Here is a 13,887-nt window from a genome sequence, read left to right on the forward strand (position 1 = left end):
TCCCTTTTTGGGCACAAACCCTTAAAATCGAAGGCTACCAAGCAAGCTGCACCTTCGTGCGGCTACGGAGTAACTGATTCAATGATGCTTCCTGACTCTGCCGTTCTGAGCGCGGCCATCGACTGGCTCGGACACGGATTGTGGGACCTCACATGGTGGCAAATCGTGTTGTACACGCTCGCCACCACGCACATCACCATTGCAGCGGTCACCATCTTCCTGCACCGCACGCAAACCCATCGCGCCATGGATCTGGGTCCGATCCCGTCGCATTTCTTCCGCTTCTGGCTGTGGATCGGCACCGGCATGGTGACGAAGGAATGGGTCGCCATTCACCGCAAGCACCACGCGAAGTGCGAAACCGTGGACGATCCGCACAGCCCGCAGGTCAAGGGCATCGACGAAGTGTTCTGGCGCGGCGCCGAGTTGTATCGCGCCGAATCAAAGAACAAGGAAACCATCGAGCGCTACGGCCATGGCACGCCGGACGACTGGATCGAACGCAACCTCTACAGCCGCTACAGCTGGCAAGGCGTCGGCCTGATGCTGGTGCTGAACCTGGCGCTCTTCGGCGCGCTCGGCATGGCCGTGTGGGCCGTCCAGATGCTCTGGATCCCGGTCACGGCTGCCGGCGTCATCAACGGCATCGGCCACTACTGGGGCTATCGCAACTTCGAGGCGCCCGACGCCAGCCGCAACATCTCGCCCTGGGGCTTGCTGATCGGCGGCGAAGAGCTGCACAACAACCACCACACCTATCCGACCTCGGCCAAGTTCTCGGTCAAGAAGTACGAGTTCGACATCGGCTGGATCTACATCCAGGCCATGCAGAAGATCGGCTGGGCCAAGGTCAAGAAGGTGCCGCCGAAGATGCTGATGGGCGACATCCAGCCCGTGGCCGACGAGAAGACGCTCGAGGCCGTCATCGCCAACCGCTACGAAGTCATGGCCGGCTACGCCAGCCAGATGCGCCGCACGGTCAACGAGGAACTGGCCCAGCTCAAGGCCAAGGGCGCCGACCTGTCGGTGCTCAAGGCGGCCAACCGTTGGTTGCATCGCGACGACGACAAGGTGCCGGCGGAAGCCCGTCCCAACCTGGTTCAGGCCCGTGCTGCGTCTCCCGTGATCGACAAGATGGTCACGATGCGCGAGGAACTGCGCCAACTGTGGCTCAACACCACGCAGTCGCGCGAGCAACTGGCGGCCGACCTGGCCGGCTGGTGCCGTCGCGCGGAAGCCAGCGGTATCGCGGCGCTGCAGGAATTCTCGATTCGCCTGCGCGCTGCGCGCGGTTGATCAGCGCGCGGACGACGCGAGCGAAACCTGAATGGCAAGCGGCCTCGGTCGCTGCCCCTCAAGACAAAGCCGGCCCAGTGCCGGCTTTTTGCTGCGTGCCACTTTTTAGCCCCTGTTTCGGGCCGTGCCTTGCACAGACCTGCAGACGGGGGGCTAAATGTCGAGCCGGCAAAGCCACACCGACTTGCGAGGTGTGGGCGAAGGTGGGTGCCCTCGTGGGACGGTGAAACACTCGCGCCATCCGGACAACAAAAAAACCCGCTGGATCACAGCGGGTTTTTAGAGAATCAGGCCGAATTACTTCAGCTTGATTTCCTTGTATTCGACGTGCTTGCGCGCCTTCGGGTCGAACTTCATGATCGACATCTTTTCAGGCATCGTCTTCTTGTTCTTGCTGGTCGTGTAGAAATGGCCGGTACCCGCGGTGGATTCCAGCTTGATCTTTTCGCGTCCGCCTTTGCTCGTTGCCATGATTCAGTTCCTTAAGCTTGGCCGCGTGCGCGCAGGTCTGCGAGCACGGCGTCGATGCCGTTCTTGTCGATCAGGCGCAGGGCAGCGCTTGAAACCCGCAGGCGAACCCAACGGTTTTCCGTTTCGACCCAAAAACGACGGTATTGCAGGTTCGGCAGGAACCGGCGCTTGGTTTTGTTGTTGGCGTGGGAAACATTGTTCCCGACCATCGGGCCCTTGCCCGTTACGTCACATACGCGTGCCATGTGGACACTCTTTCATGAACAGCTGGCACCCAAAGAACCCGAAGCATCGAGAAACGCGCAACAGGGCGTTGCGGGGGTGTTTTGCAGCTTGACCTCGCCAGAAACGGGTGGCGGTACCCCGGATTGCCGCACACGACGCCAAGGCGCCAGATTCAGCAAAGCCAAAGATTATAGCCCGGAACGTCGCGCGGCGCGTTGCATGCAGGGGAACCGGGTATGCCGACCCGCTGACATCGCCCCGCAGGACGTGCGAGTACGACGCACGGGCGTGCGAGGCCTGGGTCGAGCCTATTCCTGCTCGAGGAAGCGTTGCGCGTCCAGCGCGGCCATGCAGCCCGTGCCGGCGCTCGTGATGGCCTGGCGGTAGATGTTGTCCTGCACGTCGCCCGCGGCAAACACGCCGGGCACGCTGGTCATCGTCGCAAAGCCCTGCAAGCCCGAGCGCGTCACGATGTAGCCGCCCTTCATGTCGAGCTGGCCTTCGAAGATGTCGGTGTTCGGGTGGTGGCCGATTGCGATGAAGCAGCCCTTGAGGTCGATGTCCTCGGTGTTGCCGGTCAGCGTGCTCTTGACGCGGATGCCGGTCACGCCGGACGCATCGCCGAGCACCTCGTCGAGGGTGTTGTGCACCTTGAGCTCGATCTTGCCTTCGGCGACCTTCTCGTTGAGCTTGTCGACGAGGATCGGCTCGGCCTTGAACTTGTCGCGGCGATGCACCAGCGTGACCTTGCTCGCGATGTTGGAGAGGTAGAGCGCTTCCTCGACGGCGGTGTTGCCGCCGCCGACCACGCAGACTTCCTGCTCGCGATAGAAGAAGCCGTCGCAGGTGGCGCAGCCCGACACGCCGCGACCCATGAAGGCCTCTTCCGAAGGCAGGCCCAGGTACTTCGCGGAGGCGCCAGTGGCGATGATGAGCGCGTCGCAGGTGTAGGTGCCGCTGTCACCGGTGAGGGTGAAGGGGCGCTTGGTGAAGTCGACCTTGTTGATGTGGTCGAACACCACTTGCGTCTTGAAGCGCTCCGCATGCTCCAGGAAGCGTTGCATGAGTTCCGGACCTTGCACGCCATGCACGTCGGCCGGCCAGTTGTCGACCTCGGTGGTGGTCATGAGTTGTCCGCCTTGCGCGATGCCGGTGATCAGCATGGGCTGGAGGTTGGCGCGGGCCGCGTAGACGGCCGCGGTGTAGCCGGCAGGGCCGGAGCCAAGGATCAGGACCTTGGCGTGTTGAGTCGATGACATGTTGGAAAGCCTATGATTTACACGGTCTTAGCGTGTACATTTTGGGGTGATAAACAAAAGTACCACCGTTCGGGGAGACCAAGCGGGATGGCGTTTTCAATGCGCGCGATTGTATGAATCCATGGAATTGGGATGCGACGCGTGCCATACGGGGGTTAGTGAATGTCGATGCTTTCGAATCTTGAATTGTTGAGGCGTGTGCCGCTTTTTGCCGCGCTGACGCCCACGCAATCGGCAAGCATTGCGGATGCGATCATCAAGAAGCGCTTCAAGCGGGCCGAGGTGGTGGTGGAGCAGGGCAAGAAATCCGATGCGCTCTACATCATCCTCACCGGCAGGGCGCGGGTCATGAGCACCGACAGCCGTGGCCGCGAAGTGATCCTGGCGACGCTGCACCCGGGCGACTATATCGGCGAAATGAGCCTGATCGACGACGAGCCCCATTCGGCAACCGTGCGCACCGAAGTGCAGACCGACGTGCTCACGCTGGGGCGCGAGGCCTTCTCGCGCTGCCTGCCGGAGAACGCCTCGATGTCGTACAACATCATGCGCGGCCTGGTCGGGCGCCTGCGCCATGCCGACCGCAAGATCGAATCCCTGGCGCTGATGGACGTCTACGGCCGTGTTGCTCGCTCCCTGCTCGAATTTGCTGTCGACGATGGCGCCGGCAACCTGAAGGTGCGCGACAAGATCTCGCGCCAGGACCTGGCCAAGATGGTCGGCGCATCGCGCGAAATGGTCAGCCGCGTCATGAAGGACCTCGAAGAGCGGGGTTTCGTCCAGACCCAGCCAGATGGCTCGATGATCGTCAAGGACCGTCTCTCTTCGCTCACCTGATGGTGTTGCAGGCGCCGGACTGACAACGCAGCCGCGCCAGTTTCCGTTATCGTCATGGGTTGCTGCCCGCACACAGGTGCGGCGCAGGCGCTCTCTACTGCATGACCTATTCGTTGAACACACTCCACTCTTCGTCCGCGGCTGGCGGTCAGCCGGTCCGCTTGCGCGCCATGCGCTTCGCGCACGAGATCAGCTTGATCGCCGGCTTTGCCGTCTTGCTGTTCTGGTTGCTTGCGATGTTCAGCTACACCGCGTCCGATGCGGCATGGTCTACATCGGGCACCGGCGGCGACATCAAGAACTGGGGCGGCCGGTTCGGCGCATGGCTGGCCGATGGCAGTTATTTCCTCGCGGGCTTCACGATTTGGTGGTGCTTTGCAGCCGGGGTTCGCGTGTGGCTGTCGTCACTGGCCTCCTGGTTGCGTGGCGGTGAGGCGGGGGCGCCGGATGCGCCGCCGCCGGGGCGCTTCAATCGCAGCCGCATCGCGTTCTGGGTGGGCCTGGTGCTGCTGTTGGCGGCCAGCGCTGTGCTCGAATGGTCGCGGCTCTACTCGCAAGAATTCCGGCTGCCGGGAGGTCATGGCGGCGGTGTGCTGGGAACCGTGCTCGGGCCGTTCTTCGTCAAGTGGGTGGGGTTCACGGGGTCGGCGCTGATCGCGATTGCGGTGCTGGTGATTGGCACGGCGCTGGTATTCCGCTTCTCGTGGAGCCAGTTGGCTGAACGCATCGGCGCCCGGGTTTATTCGTTGTTCGAGTCGCGCCGTGAAAAGCGCGAGATTGCCGAAGACATCGCGCTGGGCAAGAAGGCGGTGCGCGAGCGCCGCGAGCTGAGTTCCGACGAACGTGCGCTGCAGCCCGATGGCGTCGAGGCGCCTGACGAGGAGTTGCGGATCGAGCCGCGGCCGAAGCGCCGCGCGGCATCGCCGCCGGTGCAGATCGAGCCGGCCGTGCATGACGTGCCCAAGAGCGACCGCGTGGCCAAGGAACGCCAGAAGCCACTGTTCCGCGAACTGCCTGACAGCAAGCTGCCGCAGGTCGATCTGCTCGACGCGGCGCAGGCGCGGCAGGAGACCGTTTCGTCCGACACGCTCGAGATGACCTCGCGCATGATCGAGAAGAAGTTGAAGGACTTCGGCGTCGAGGTGCGCGTGGTGCTGGCCTCGCCGGGGCCGGTGATCACGCGCTACGAGATCGAGCCGGCGACGGGCGTCAAGGGTTCGCAGATCGTCGGGCTGGCCAAGGATCTGGCGCGCTCGCTGTCGCTGATCTCGATCCGCGTGGTCGAGACGATCCCGGGCAAGAACTACATGGCGCTGGAACTGCCGAATGCCAAGCGCCAGTCGATCAAGCTCAGCGAGATCCTGGGCTCGCAGGTCTACAACGACGGCAAGTCCTTCCTGACCATGGGCCTGGGCAAGGACATCATCGGCAACCCGGTGGTGGCCGACCTGGCCAAGATGCCGCACGTGCTGGTGGCCGGCACCACCGGTTCGGGCAAGTCGGTGGGCATCAACGCGATGATCCTGAGCCTGCTCTACAAGGCCGAGGCGCGCGACGTGCGCCTGCTGATGATCGACCCGAAGATGCTGGAAATGTCGGTCTACGAAGGCATCCCGCATCTGCTGGCGCCGGTGGTCACGGACATGCGGCAGGCCGCACACGGGCTCAACTGGTGCGTGGCCGAGATGGAGCGTCGCTACAAGCTCATGAGCAAGCTCGGCGTGCGCAACCTGGCCGGCTACAACACCAAGATCGACGAAGCCAAGGCGCGCGAGGAGTTCGTCTACAACCCCTTCAGCCTCACGCCCGAATCACCGGAGCCGTTGCAGCGCGAGCCGCACATCGTGGTGGTGATCGACGAACTGGCCGACCTGATGATGGTGGTCGGCAAGAAGATCGAAGAACTGATCGCCCGTCTTGCGCAGAAGGCGCGTGCGGCCGGCATCCATTTGATCCTGGCGACGCAGCGGCCCAGCGTGGACGTGATCACCGGCTTGATCAAGGCCAACATCCCGACCCGTATCGCCTTCCAGGTGTCGAGCAAGATCGACTCGCGCACCATCCTCGACCAGATGGGCGCGGAGGCCTTGTTGGGCATGGGTGACATGCTTTACATGCCGAGTGGTACGGGCTTGCCAATTCGCGTGCATGGTGCGTTCGTGAGCGACGAGGAAGTGCATCGCGTGGTGGCGTACTTGAAATCGCAGGGAGAGCCGGACTACATCGATGGCGTGCTGGAAGGTGGAACCGTCGATGGCGAGGACGGTCTCATGGGCGAAGGTGGTGGCGACGCGGAAAAGGACCCGATGTACGACCAGGCGGTCGAGGTCGTGTTGAAGAACCGCAAGGCCAGCATTTCGCTGGTGCAACGTCACCTGAAGATCGGCTACAACCGCGCCGCGCGGCTGGTCGAGGACATGGAAAAGGCAGGCCTGGTGAGCGCGATGAGCGGCGCCGGGCAGCGCGAGATCCTGGTGCCGGCGCGCGCCGAGTGATCGAACAGGAAAGTTGAATGAAGAAACTGTTGGCAGTGGTCGTGGGTTGGAGCCTGGTGGCGGGCAGCGCGTGGGCGGGCGGCATGGAAAGCCTCGAAGCCTTCGTGAAGGGCGTGAAGTCTGGTCGCGCCGAGTTCACGCAGACCGTGACCTCGCCGTCGAAAGACGGTGCGCCGCCGCGCAGCAAGACTTCGACCGGCACCTTCGAATTCCAACGTCCGGGCAAGTTCAAGTTCGACTACCAGAAGCCCTTTGCGCAAGTGATCGTGGCGGATGGCAAGACCTTGTGGCTCTATGACGCCGACCTCAACCAAGTCACGCAGCGGGCACAGGCGCAGGCGCTGGGTTCGACGCCGGCGGCTGTGATTGCCTCCGCGCCGGACCTTCGCGCATTGCAGGCCGACTTCACGCTCGAAGGCGCACCGGCGCAAGATGGCCTCGAATGGGTCAAGGCCACGCCGAAGAGCAAGGACGGCCAGTTGCAGAGCGTGCTCGTCGGCTTCGACGGACAGAGCCTCTCCGCGCTGGAGATCCTCGACAGCTTTGGCCAGCGCTCGGTGCTGAAGTTCAGCAAGGTCGAAGTCAATCCAGCCTTGCCTGCGGACACCTTCAACTTCAAGGTGCCGAAGGGCGCGGACGTGCTGAAGCAATAAGTCGTGCTCGAGGGACGGGCGGGGCAATTGGCTTGCCGCGCTCCACTTTTTCCGCATAACGCTCCCGCACATGGTGCGAAATGAAGGTGCTGAGTCCGCGGCCACGCCGGGCCAACACCTGCATCACTTCGATCGTCGCGCGACCGGTGCTTGCGTCCGTTTAGACATAGGCGTCGCCGTCCACGAACCGGACCGCAATCGCGCCCGGCGCACACTCGTACGCGGCGACACCTGAATTCCCTGCGAGGTTCTTGTAGCGAGGCATCGCAAAATGATCCCATGGCCGTCAATTCCAGAGCCGCCGCTGCGGCATCCCATCAACCCCTTGCCGAACGCCTGCGCCCGAAGACGCTGGGCGAGGTGATCGGCCAGCAGCATCTGCTCGGCCCGGGCATGTCGCTGCGCATCGCGTTCGAGTCGGGGCAGCCGCATTCCTGCATCCTCTGGGGACCACCCGGCACCGGCAAGACCACGATTGCGCGGCTCATGGCCGATGCATTCGATGCCCAGTTCCTCAGCATCAGCGCGGTGCTCGGCGGGGTAAAGGACATCCGCGAAGCGGTGGACCGTGCCGTTGCCGCGCGCGACGGCCTGGAGCAGCAGCGCACCATCGTCTTCGTCGACGAGGTGCACCGCTTCAACAAGAGCCAGCAGGACGCCTTCCTGCCGCATGTGGAATCGGGGCTCTTCACCTTCATCGGCGCGACGACCGAGAACCCCTCCTTCGAGGTCAACTCGGCGCTGCTGTCGCGTGCGGCCGTCTATGTCCTGCAGCCGCTCAACGAGGGCGACCTGAAGCAGATCATCGCCCGGGCCCAGCAGATCAACGCAGTGCCGGGTCTGGACGATGCGGCGATCGATCGACTCGTGGCCTATGCCGATGGCGATGCACGGCGCCTGCTCAACACGCTCGAAACCCTGGCCGTTGCGGCATCGGCCGAGAAGCTCACGCAGATCAGCGACGAGTGGCTCTTGCGTGTGCTCGGCGAGCGCATGCGCCGCTACGACAAGGGCGGCGAGCAGTTCTACGACACCATCAGCGCGCTGCACAAGTCGGTGCGCGGCAGCGATCCGGACGCGGCGCTGTACTGGTTCGTGCGCATGCTCGATGGCGGGGCCGATCCGCGCTACATGGCGCGCCGGCTGGTGCGCATGGCGAGCGAGGACATCGGGCTGGCCGATCCGCGTGCCTTGCGCCTGGCGCTGGATGCGGCCGAGGTCTACGAGCGGCTGGGGACGCCAGAGGGTGAACTGGCATTGGCCGAATGCGTCATCTACCTCGCGATGGCGCCGAAGTCGAACGCGGTCTACAAGGCCTACAACGCGGTGCGTGCTTTGATCAAACAGGACACCACGCGGCCCGTGCCGATGCACCTGCGCAATGCGCCGACGAAGCTCATGAAGCAGCTCGACTACGGCAAGGGCTATCGTTATGCGCATGACGAGGAAGGCGGCTTCGCGGCTGGCGAGCGCTATCTGCCGGATGGCTTGGAAGGCCAACGCTTCTACGAGCCCGTCGAGCGCGGCCTGGAGATTCGCATCGGCGAAAAGCTGCGTGAATTGCGTCGTCTCAACGACGGCGAGCCTGATTGAAAGCTGACTTCGCGAGGGTCTTCCGAGACCGCAAGCAAGTCCAGGAATCTAATCCCTACCGAGGCGCAAGGTCATCTCGGGGTAAGCGCGCACCGATTCGGGGAATGAGCGTGACTAAAATCCCGCCCACTCCGTCGCCGACTCAACAGGCTGGCTGACTTTTTGCTAGTCGTGCATGGCGCCTGATCGGCGTGAATGCAAAACGAGCGGCGCTGCACAACCGGCGCTTCAAATAAGGGAATCTTTATGGAAATATTGCTGCAGCAGATCATCAATGGTCTGGTTCTCGGCAGCATGTACGCCTTGATAGCCCTTGGCTACACCATGGTGTACGGCATCATCAACCTCATCAATTTCGCCCACGGCGAAGTGCTCATGGTGGGGGCTTTGACGAGTTGGACGATCATCGGCCTGATCAGGGACGCTTCACCCGGCATGCCGGGTTGGCTGGTCCTGCTGATCGCGCTGATCATTGCTTGCGTGGTGGCCGCCACGCTGAATTTCGTGATCGAGAAGGTGGCCTATCGGCCGCTGCGCAACAGCCCCAAGCTGGCGCCGCTCATCACGGCCATCGGCATGTCGATCCTGCTGCAGACGATCGCGATGATCATCTGGCGGCCGACCAACAAGGCCTATCCGACCTTGTTGCCGAGCGATCCGATCATCGTTGGTGGCGCGTCGATCTCGCCCACGCAGATCATGATCCTGGTGCTCACCGCGATCTCGCTGGCGGTGCTGACCTGGCTGGTGAACTACACCAAGCTGGGCCGCGCGATGCGCGCCACGGCGGAGAACCCGCGGGTGGCCTCCTTGATGGGCATCCGTCCCGACATGGTGATCTCGGCGACCTTCATCATCGGCGCGGTGCTGGCCGCGATCGCCGGCGTGATGTACGCGTCCAACTACGGCATCGCGCAACATGCGATGGGCTTCGGTCCCGGCCTCAAGGCCTTCACGGCCGCGGTGTTCGGTGGCATCGGCAACCTGGCCGGTGCGGTAGTGGGCGGCATCCTGCTGGGCCTCATCGAAGCCATCGGCGCGGGCTATCTGGGCACCGTCACCGGCGGCGTGCTGGGCAGCCAGCACAGCGACATCTTCGCCTTCGTCATCCTGATCCTGACGCTCACCGTGCGGCCCGCGGGCCTGCTCGGCGAACGTGTGGCGGACCGCGCATAAGGAGCCGCCATCATGAAAAACAAGAACATCATCTGGTTCCTGGTCGCCGGGCTCGGTTTGCTGGTGCTGCCGCTGCTGCTGCAGACCCAAGGCAATGCCTGGGTGCGCATCGTCGACATCGCGCTGCTGTACGTGCTGCTGGCGCTGGGCCTGAACATTGTGGTCGGTTATGCCGGCCTGCTCGACCTGGGGTACGTGGCCTTCTTTGCCATCGGCGCCTACATGTACGCGTTGTTGGCGTCGCCGCACCTGACCGACACCTTCCCGGCCATCAAGGCCATGTTCCCGAATGGCTTGCATGTCTCGCTGTTTGCGGTGATACCGATGGCGCTGGTGCTGGCGGCCTTGTTCGGCGTGCTGCTCGGTGCGCCGACGCTGCGCCTGCGCGGCGACTACCTGGCCATCGTGACGCTCGGCTTCGGTGAAATCATCCGCGTGTTCCTGAACACGCTGGACCATCCGGTCAACGTGACCAACGGCCCCAAGGGCTTGGACGCGATCGATCCGGTGAGCATCCTGGGTTTCAGCTTCGGCAAGCCGCACAAGCTGTTCGATGGTTTCACCGTTTCGTCGGTGTCGCTGTACTACTACCTGTTCCTGATCCTGGTGATCTTCACGGTGGTGATCTCGCATCGGCTGCAACTGTCGCGCGTGGGCCGTGCCTGGATGGCCATTCGTGAAGACGAAATTGCCGCCAAGGCGATGGGCATCAACACCCGCAACATGAAGCTGCTGGCCTTCGGCATGGGCGCGAGCTTCGGTGGCGTGTCGGGTGCGATGTTCGCGTCGTTCCAGAACTTCGTCTCGCCGGAATCCTTCAGCCTGATGGAGTCGGTGATGATCGTCGCGATGGTCGTGCTCGGTGGCATCGGCCACTTGCCGGGTGTGATCCTGGGCGCGGTGCTGCTGTCGGCGTTGCCGGAAGTGCTGCGCTACGTCGCAGGCCCGCTGCAGGAAATGACCGGCGGCCGACTCGACTCCTCGATCCTGCGCCAGTTGTTCATCGCGCTGGCGATGATCGTGATCATGCTGGTCCGTCCGCGCGGCCTGTGGCCTTCGCCGGAGCACGGCAAGGTGCGCAAGAACGGCAATGGCGGAAACGGCGGAAACGGCGGAAACGGCGGGCCACCGGCCCATCACCATGCTGGCGTGATCCTGGACACCCCCGCCGACGAAGTGCCGGGCGAGCCCGGCCGTCCGATGTCGATCAACCCTTGAGCGGCACGAGAACAAAGATATGACAGACACCATCCTCGATGTCCGCGGCATCTCCAAGCGCTTCGGCGGCCTGCAGGCGCTGTCGGACGTCGGCATCACCATCAAGCGCGGCCAGGTCTATGGCCTGATCGGTCCGAACGGCGCGGGCAAGACCACCTTCTTCAACGTCATCACCGGGCTCTACACGCCCGACAGCGGCAGCTTCGAACTGGCCGGCAAGCCCTACCAGCCGACGGCGGTGCACGAGGTCGCCAAGGCCGGCATCGCGCGCACCTTCCAGAACATCCGTCTCTTCGCCGACATGACGGCGTTGGAGAACGTCATGGTCGGGCGCCACATCCGCACGCATTCGGGTGTGGTCGGCGCCATCTTGCGCACCGGTACCTTCAAGGCCGAGGAGGCCGCGATCAAGAAGCGTTCGCAGGAGTTGCTCGACTATGTCGGCGTGGGCAAGTACGCCGACTTCAAGGCGCGCACGCTGAGCTACGGCGACCAGCGCCGCCTCGAGATCGCGCGCGCCCTGGCCACCGACCCGCAGCTCATTGCGCTGGACGAGCCGGCCGCGGGCATGAACCAGACCGAGAAGCTCCAACTGCGCGAGCTGATCAGCCGCATTCGTGCCGACAACCGCACGGTGCTGATCATCGAGCACGACGTGAAGCTCGTCATGGGCCTGTGCGACCGCCTCACGGTGCTCGACTACGGCAAGCAGATCGCCGAAGGCGTCCCCGCCGACGTGCAGAAGAATGAAAAGGTGATCGAGGCTTACCTCGGCACCGGAGGACATTGAGATGACGACCGCGGAAATGACAGCGCCGGCGACCACACCCGCACGCACCAACGGCAAGGTACTGCTGCAGGTCAAGGGCCTGAAGGTGGCCTACGGCGGCATCCAGGCCGTCAAGGGCGTGGACTTCGAAGTGCGCGAAGGCGAACTGGTCTCGTTGATCGGCTCCAACGGCGCCGGCAAGACGACCACCATGAAGGCCGTGACCGGCACGCAGCCGGCGGTGGCCGGCGAGATCGAGTTCCTCGGCCACAGCATCAAGGGCCGTGGCGCCTGGGACCTGGTGAAAGAAGGCCTGGTGATGGTGCCGGAAGGCCGTGGCGTGTTCACGCGCATGACGATCACCGAGAACCTGCAGATCGGTGCCTACCTGCGCAACGACAAGGCGGGCATCGCCGAGGACATGGAGAAGGTGTTCGCGACCTTCCCGCGCCTGCGTGAACGCAAGGATCAGCTGTCCGGCACCATGTCCGGCGGCGAGCAACAGATGCTGGCCATGGGCCGAGCCCTGATGGCACGCCCCAAAGTGCTGCTGCTGGACGAACCGACGATGGGCCTGTCGCCGATCATGTGCGACAAGATCTTCGAGGTGGTGCAAACGGTGGCGGCGCAGGGCGTGACCATCATGCTGGTGGAGCAGAACGCCAACCGCGCGCTGCAACTGGCCGATTGGGGCTATGTGATGGAGTCCGGCGTGATCTCGATGAACGGGAATGCGAAAGTCATGCTGACGGATCCGAAGGTGCGGGCGGCGTACCTCGGCGAGTAAGGCTCTCCCCCCCCAGGTCGCTGCGCACTTCGTGCGCGACTCCCACCCCCTCACCGGGGGCGACACCAGTGGCCCGGCGAAGCCGGTTCCACGGTGTCCCACGAACAGAACCGTGTCAGTCGACCTGCGCGCCCGTCGCCTTGACGACTTTCTCGTACTTGGCGAGTTCGCTCTTCATGAACTGGCCGAATTGCTCGGGCGAGGTCGGCACGGGTTCCGCCAGCAGGTTGGCGAAGCGGGTCTTGGTCTCGGGCGCGTTCAGCGCGGCCACGAAGGCCTGGTTCAGCTTCATGACCACGTCGCGCGGCGTGCCGGCCGGTGCGACCAGGCCCCACCATGTGTCGATCGAGAAACCCTTGAGCGTGTCGGCGACGGGCGGCACCTCGGGCAGTGCGGCGTTGCGCTGCAGTGTGGTCACGGCGATCGCCTTCAGTTTGCCGGAGCGGATGTTCGGGGCGGCGGTCGCGAGGTTGTCGAAGTTGAAATCGACTTGGCCCGACAGCAGCGCCAGTTGCGCAGGATTACCGCCGTTGTACGGAATGTGCAGCGCGAAGATGCCGGCTTCCTTCTTGAACATCTCGCCCGCCAGGTGGCCGGCGCTGCCGTTGCCGCCGCTGCCGTAGTTGAGCTTGCCGGGGTTCTTCTTGGCGTAGGCGATCAGTTCCGCCAGGTTGTGGATGCCCAGGCGCTCGGCCGTCTGCGCGTTCATCACCAGCACGTTGGGCACGCGGACCATCTGCGTAATGGGGGCGAAGTCGGTCGCCGCATTGAACGGCATCTTCTTGTAGAGCCACGGATTTACTGCATTCGTGGCCGTGGCCGCAATGCCGATGGTGAGTCCGTCCGGCGCCGCCTTGGCGATCATGTCCGCCCCGATGTTGCCCCCCGCGCCGGGCTTGTTGTCGATGATCACCGTGCCTAGCGAATCGTGCACACGCTCGGCCAACGCGCGCGCCGTGACGTCGATCGGCCCGCCTGCCGCGTAAGGAACGATGAGCCGAATTGGCTTCTGCTGCGCCAAGGCGTGTCCGCCACCGAGCAAAGCGAAGGCGGCAAGGGATGAAAGGAGAAAGTGTCTGGTTTTCATAAGCGGCGGGAGAAGTGGCGG

General features: G+C 63.7%; 13 protein-coding genes. 9 read left to right on the forward strand and 4 right to left on the reverse strand.

The window, feature by feature from the left end:
* Window positions 1–81 precede the first annotated feature (81 nt).
* On the forward strand, window positions 82–1,296 hold the full coding sequence (locus tag WKW79_RS15815) for a DesA family fatty acid desaturase (RefSeq protein ID WP_340336127.1): 1,215 nt from the start codon (window positions 82–84) through the stop codon (window positions 1,294–1,296).
* A gap of 297 nt (window positions 1,297–1,593) precedes the next feature.
* Here the strand turns inward: WKW79_RS15815 and rpmG are convergent, their stop codons facing one another.
* The 3 genes from rpmG to trxB form a co-directional block, all read right to left on the reverse strand.
* The gene (rpmG, locus tag WKW79_RS15820) at window positions 1,594–1,767 is read right to left on the reverse strand and encodes a 50S ribosomal protein L33 (protein ID WP_007830291.1); all 174 of its coding nucleotides are present in this window, start codon (window positions 1,765–1,767) and stop codon (window positions 1,594–1,596) included.
* Window positions 1,768–1,778: 11 nt separating this feature from the next.
* Window positions 1,779–2,012 carry a 50S ribosomal protein L28 gene (rpmB, locus tag WKW79_RS15825; protein ID WP_007830293.1) on the reverse strand — a complete coding sequence of 78 codons (234 nt, stop codon included), beginning with the start codon at window positions 2,010–2,012 and terminating at the stop codon, window positions 1,779–1,781.
* A 288-nt stretch (window positions 2,013–2,300) separates the two neighbouring features.
* Window positions 2,301–3,251: a thioredoxin-disulfide reductase gene (gene trxB, locus WKW79_RS15830; protein ID WP_340336128.1), complete on the reverse strand. Its 951-nt coding sequence runs from the start codon at window positions 3,249–3,251 to the stop codon at window positions 2,301–2,303.
* A gap of 162 nt (window positions 3,252–3,413) precedes the next feature.
* Between trxB and WKW79_RS15835 the strand changes: the two genes are divergently transcribed.
* From WKW79_RS15835 to WKW79_RS15870, 8 genes are all read left to right on the forward strand, one after another.
* Entirely contained in the window at window positions 3,414–4,088 is a 675-nt protein-coding gene (locus WKW79_RS15835) for a Crp/Fnr family transcriptional regulator (RefSeq protein WP_213955000.1), read from the forward strand.
* Window positions 4,089–4,189: 101 nt separating this feature from the next.
* Entirely contained in the window at window positions 4,190–6,583 is a 2,394-nt protein-coding gene (locus WKW79_RS15840) for a DNA translocase FtsK (RefSeq protein ID WP_340336129.1), read from the forward strand.
* A gap of 17 nt (window positions 6,584–6,600) precedes the next feature.
* The gene (lolA, locus tag WKW79_RS15845; RefSeq protein WP_340336130.1) at window positions 6,601–7,236 is read left to right on the forward strand and encodes an outer membrane lipoprotein periplasmic chaperone LolA; all 636 of its coding nucleotides are present in this window, start codon (window positions 6,601–6,603) and stop codon (window positions 7,234–7,236) included.
* Window positions 7,237–7,515: 279 nt separating this feature from the next.
* Window positions 7,516–8,829 (forward strand): replication-associated recombination protein A, encoded by a 1,314-nt coding sequence (locus tag WKW79_RS15850; RefSeq protein WP_340336131.1) that lies wholly within the window; start codon window positions 7,516–7,518, stop codon window positions 8,827–8,829.
* A 246-nt stretch (window positions 8,830–9,075) separates the two neighbouring features.
* The gene (locus WKW79_RS15855; protein WP_340336132.1) at window positions 9,076–10,005 is read left to right on the forward strand and encodes a branched-chain amino acid ABC transporter permease; all 930 of its coding nucleotides are present in this window, start codon (window positions 9,076–9,078) and stop codon (window positions 10,003–10,005) included.
* A 12-nt stretch (window positions 10,006–10,017) separates the two neighbouring features.
* Window positions 10,018–11,223, forward strand: coding sequence for a branched-chain amino acid ABC transporter permease (locus WKW79_RS15860; RefSeq protein WP_340336133.1), 1,206 nt, complete (start codon window positions 10,018–10,020; stop codon window positions 11,221–11,223).
* Between the two features lie 19 nt (window positions 11,224–11,242).
* Window positions 11,243–12,013 carry an ABC transporter ATP-binding protein gene (locus WKW79_RS15865; protein ID WP_340336134.1) on the forward strand — a complete coding sequence of 257 codons (771 nt, stop codon included), beginning with the start codon at window positions 11,243–11,245 and terminating at the stop codon, window positions 12,011–12,013.
* Between the two features lies 1 nt (window position 12,014).
* On the forward strand, window positions 12,015–12,779 hold the full coding sequence (locus WKW79_RS15870; protein WP_340336135.1) for an ABC transporter ATP-binding protein: 765 nt from the start codon (window positions 12,015–12,017) through the stop codon (window positions 12,777–12,779).
* A 115-nt stretch (window positions 12,780–12,894) separates the two neighbouring features.
* Here the strand turns inward: WKW79_RS15870 and WKW79_RS15875 are convergent, their stop codons facing one another.
* Window positions 12,895–13,866: a Bug family tripartite tricarboxylate transporter substrate binding protein gene (locus tag WKW79_RS15875; protein WP_340336136.1), complete on the reverse strand. Its 972-nt coding sequence runs from the start codon at window positions 13,864–13,866 to the stop codon at window positions 12,895–12,897.
* Between the last annotated feature and the right edge of the window lie 21 nt (window positions 13,867–13,887).

It is taken from the genome of Variovorax robiniae (assembly GCF_037889955.1).
GTDB lineage: Bacteria > Pseudomonadota > Gammaproteobacteria > Burkholderiales > Burkholderiaceae_C > Variovorax > Variovorax robiniae.

What these genes read in the sequence shown, in the direction of transcription:
- WKW79_RS15815 (WP_340336127.1), top strand. Translation starts at nt 82, where the DNA reads ATGATGCTTCCTGACTCTGCCGTTCTGAGCGCGGCCATCGACTGGCTC.
- rpmG (WP_007830291.1), bottom strand. Translation starts at nt 1,767, where the DNA reads ATGGCAACGAGCAAAGGCGGACGCGAAAAGATCAAGCTGGAATCCACC.
- rpmB (WP_007830293.1), bottom strand. Translation starts at nt 2,012, where the DNA reads ATGGCACGCGTATGTGACGTAACGGGCAAGGGCCCGATGGTCGGGAAC.
- trxB (WP_340336128.1), bottom strand. Translation starts at nt 3,251, where the DNA reads ATGTCATCGACTCAACACGCCAAGGTCCTGATCCTTGGCTCCGGCCCT.
- WKW79_RS15835 (WP_213955000.1), top strand. Translation starts at nt 3,414, where the DNA reads ATGTCGATGCTTTCGAATCTTGAATTGTTGAGGCGTGTGCCGCTTTTT.
- WKW79_RS15840 (WP_340336129.1), top strand. Translation starts at nt 4,190, where the DNA reads ATGACCTATTCGTTGAACACACTCCACTCTTCGTCCGCGGCTGGCGGT.
- lolA (WP_340336130.1), top strand. Translation starts at nt 6,601, where the DNA reads ATGAAGAAACTGTTGGCAGTGGTCGTGGGTTGGAGCCTGGTGGCGGGC.
- WKW79_RS15850 (WP_340336131.1), top strand. Translation starts at nt 7,516, where the DNA reads ATGGCCGTCAATTCCAGAGCCGCCGCTGCGGCATCCCATCAACCCCTT.
- WKW79_RS15855 (WP_340336132.1), top strand. Translation starts at nt 9,076, where the DNA reads ATGGAAATATTGCTGCAGCAGATCATCAATGGTCTGGTTCTCGGCAGC.
- WKW79_RS15860 (WP_340336133.1), top strand. Translation starts at nt 10,018, where the DNA reads ATGAAAAACAAGAACATCATCTGGTTCCTGGTCGCCGGGCTCGGTTTG.
- WKW79_RS15865 (WP_340336134.1), top strand. Translation starts at nt 11,243, where the DNA reads ATGACAGACACCATCCTCGATGTCCGCGGCATCTCCAAGCGCTTCGGC.
- WKW79_RS15870 (WP_340336135.1), top strand. Translation starts at nt 12,015, where the DNA reads ATGACGACCGCGGAAATGACAGCGCCGGCGACCACACCCGCACGCACC.
- WKW79_RS15875 (WP_340336136.1), bottom strand. Translation starts at nt 13,866, where the DNA reads ATGAAAACCAGACACTTTCTCCTTTCATCCCTTGCCGCCTTCGCTTTG.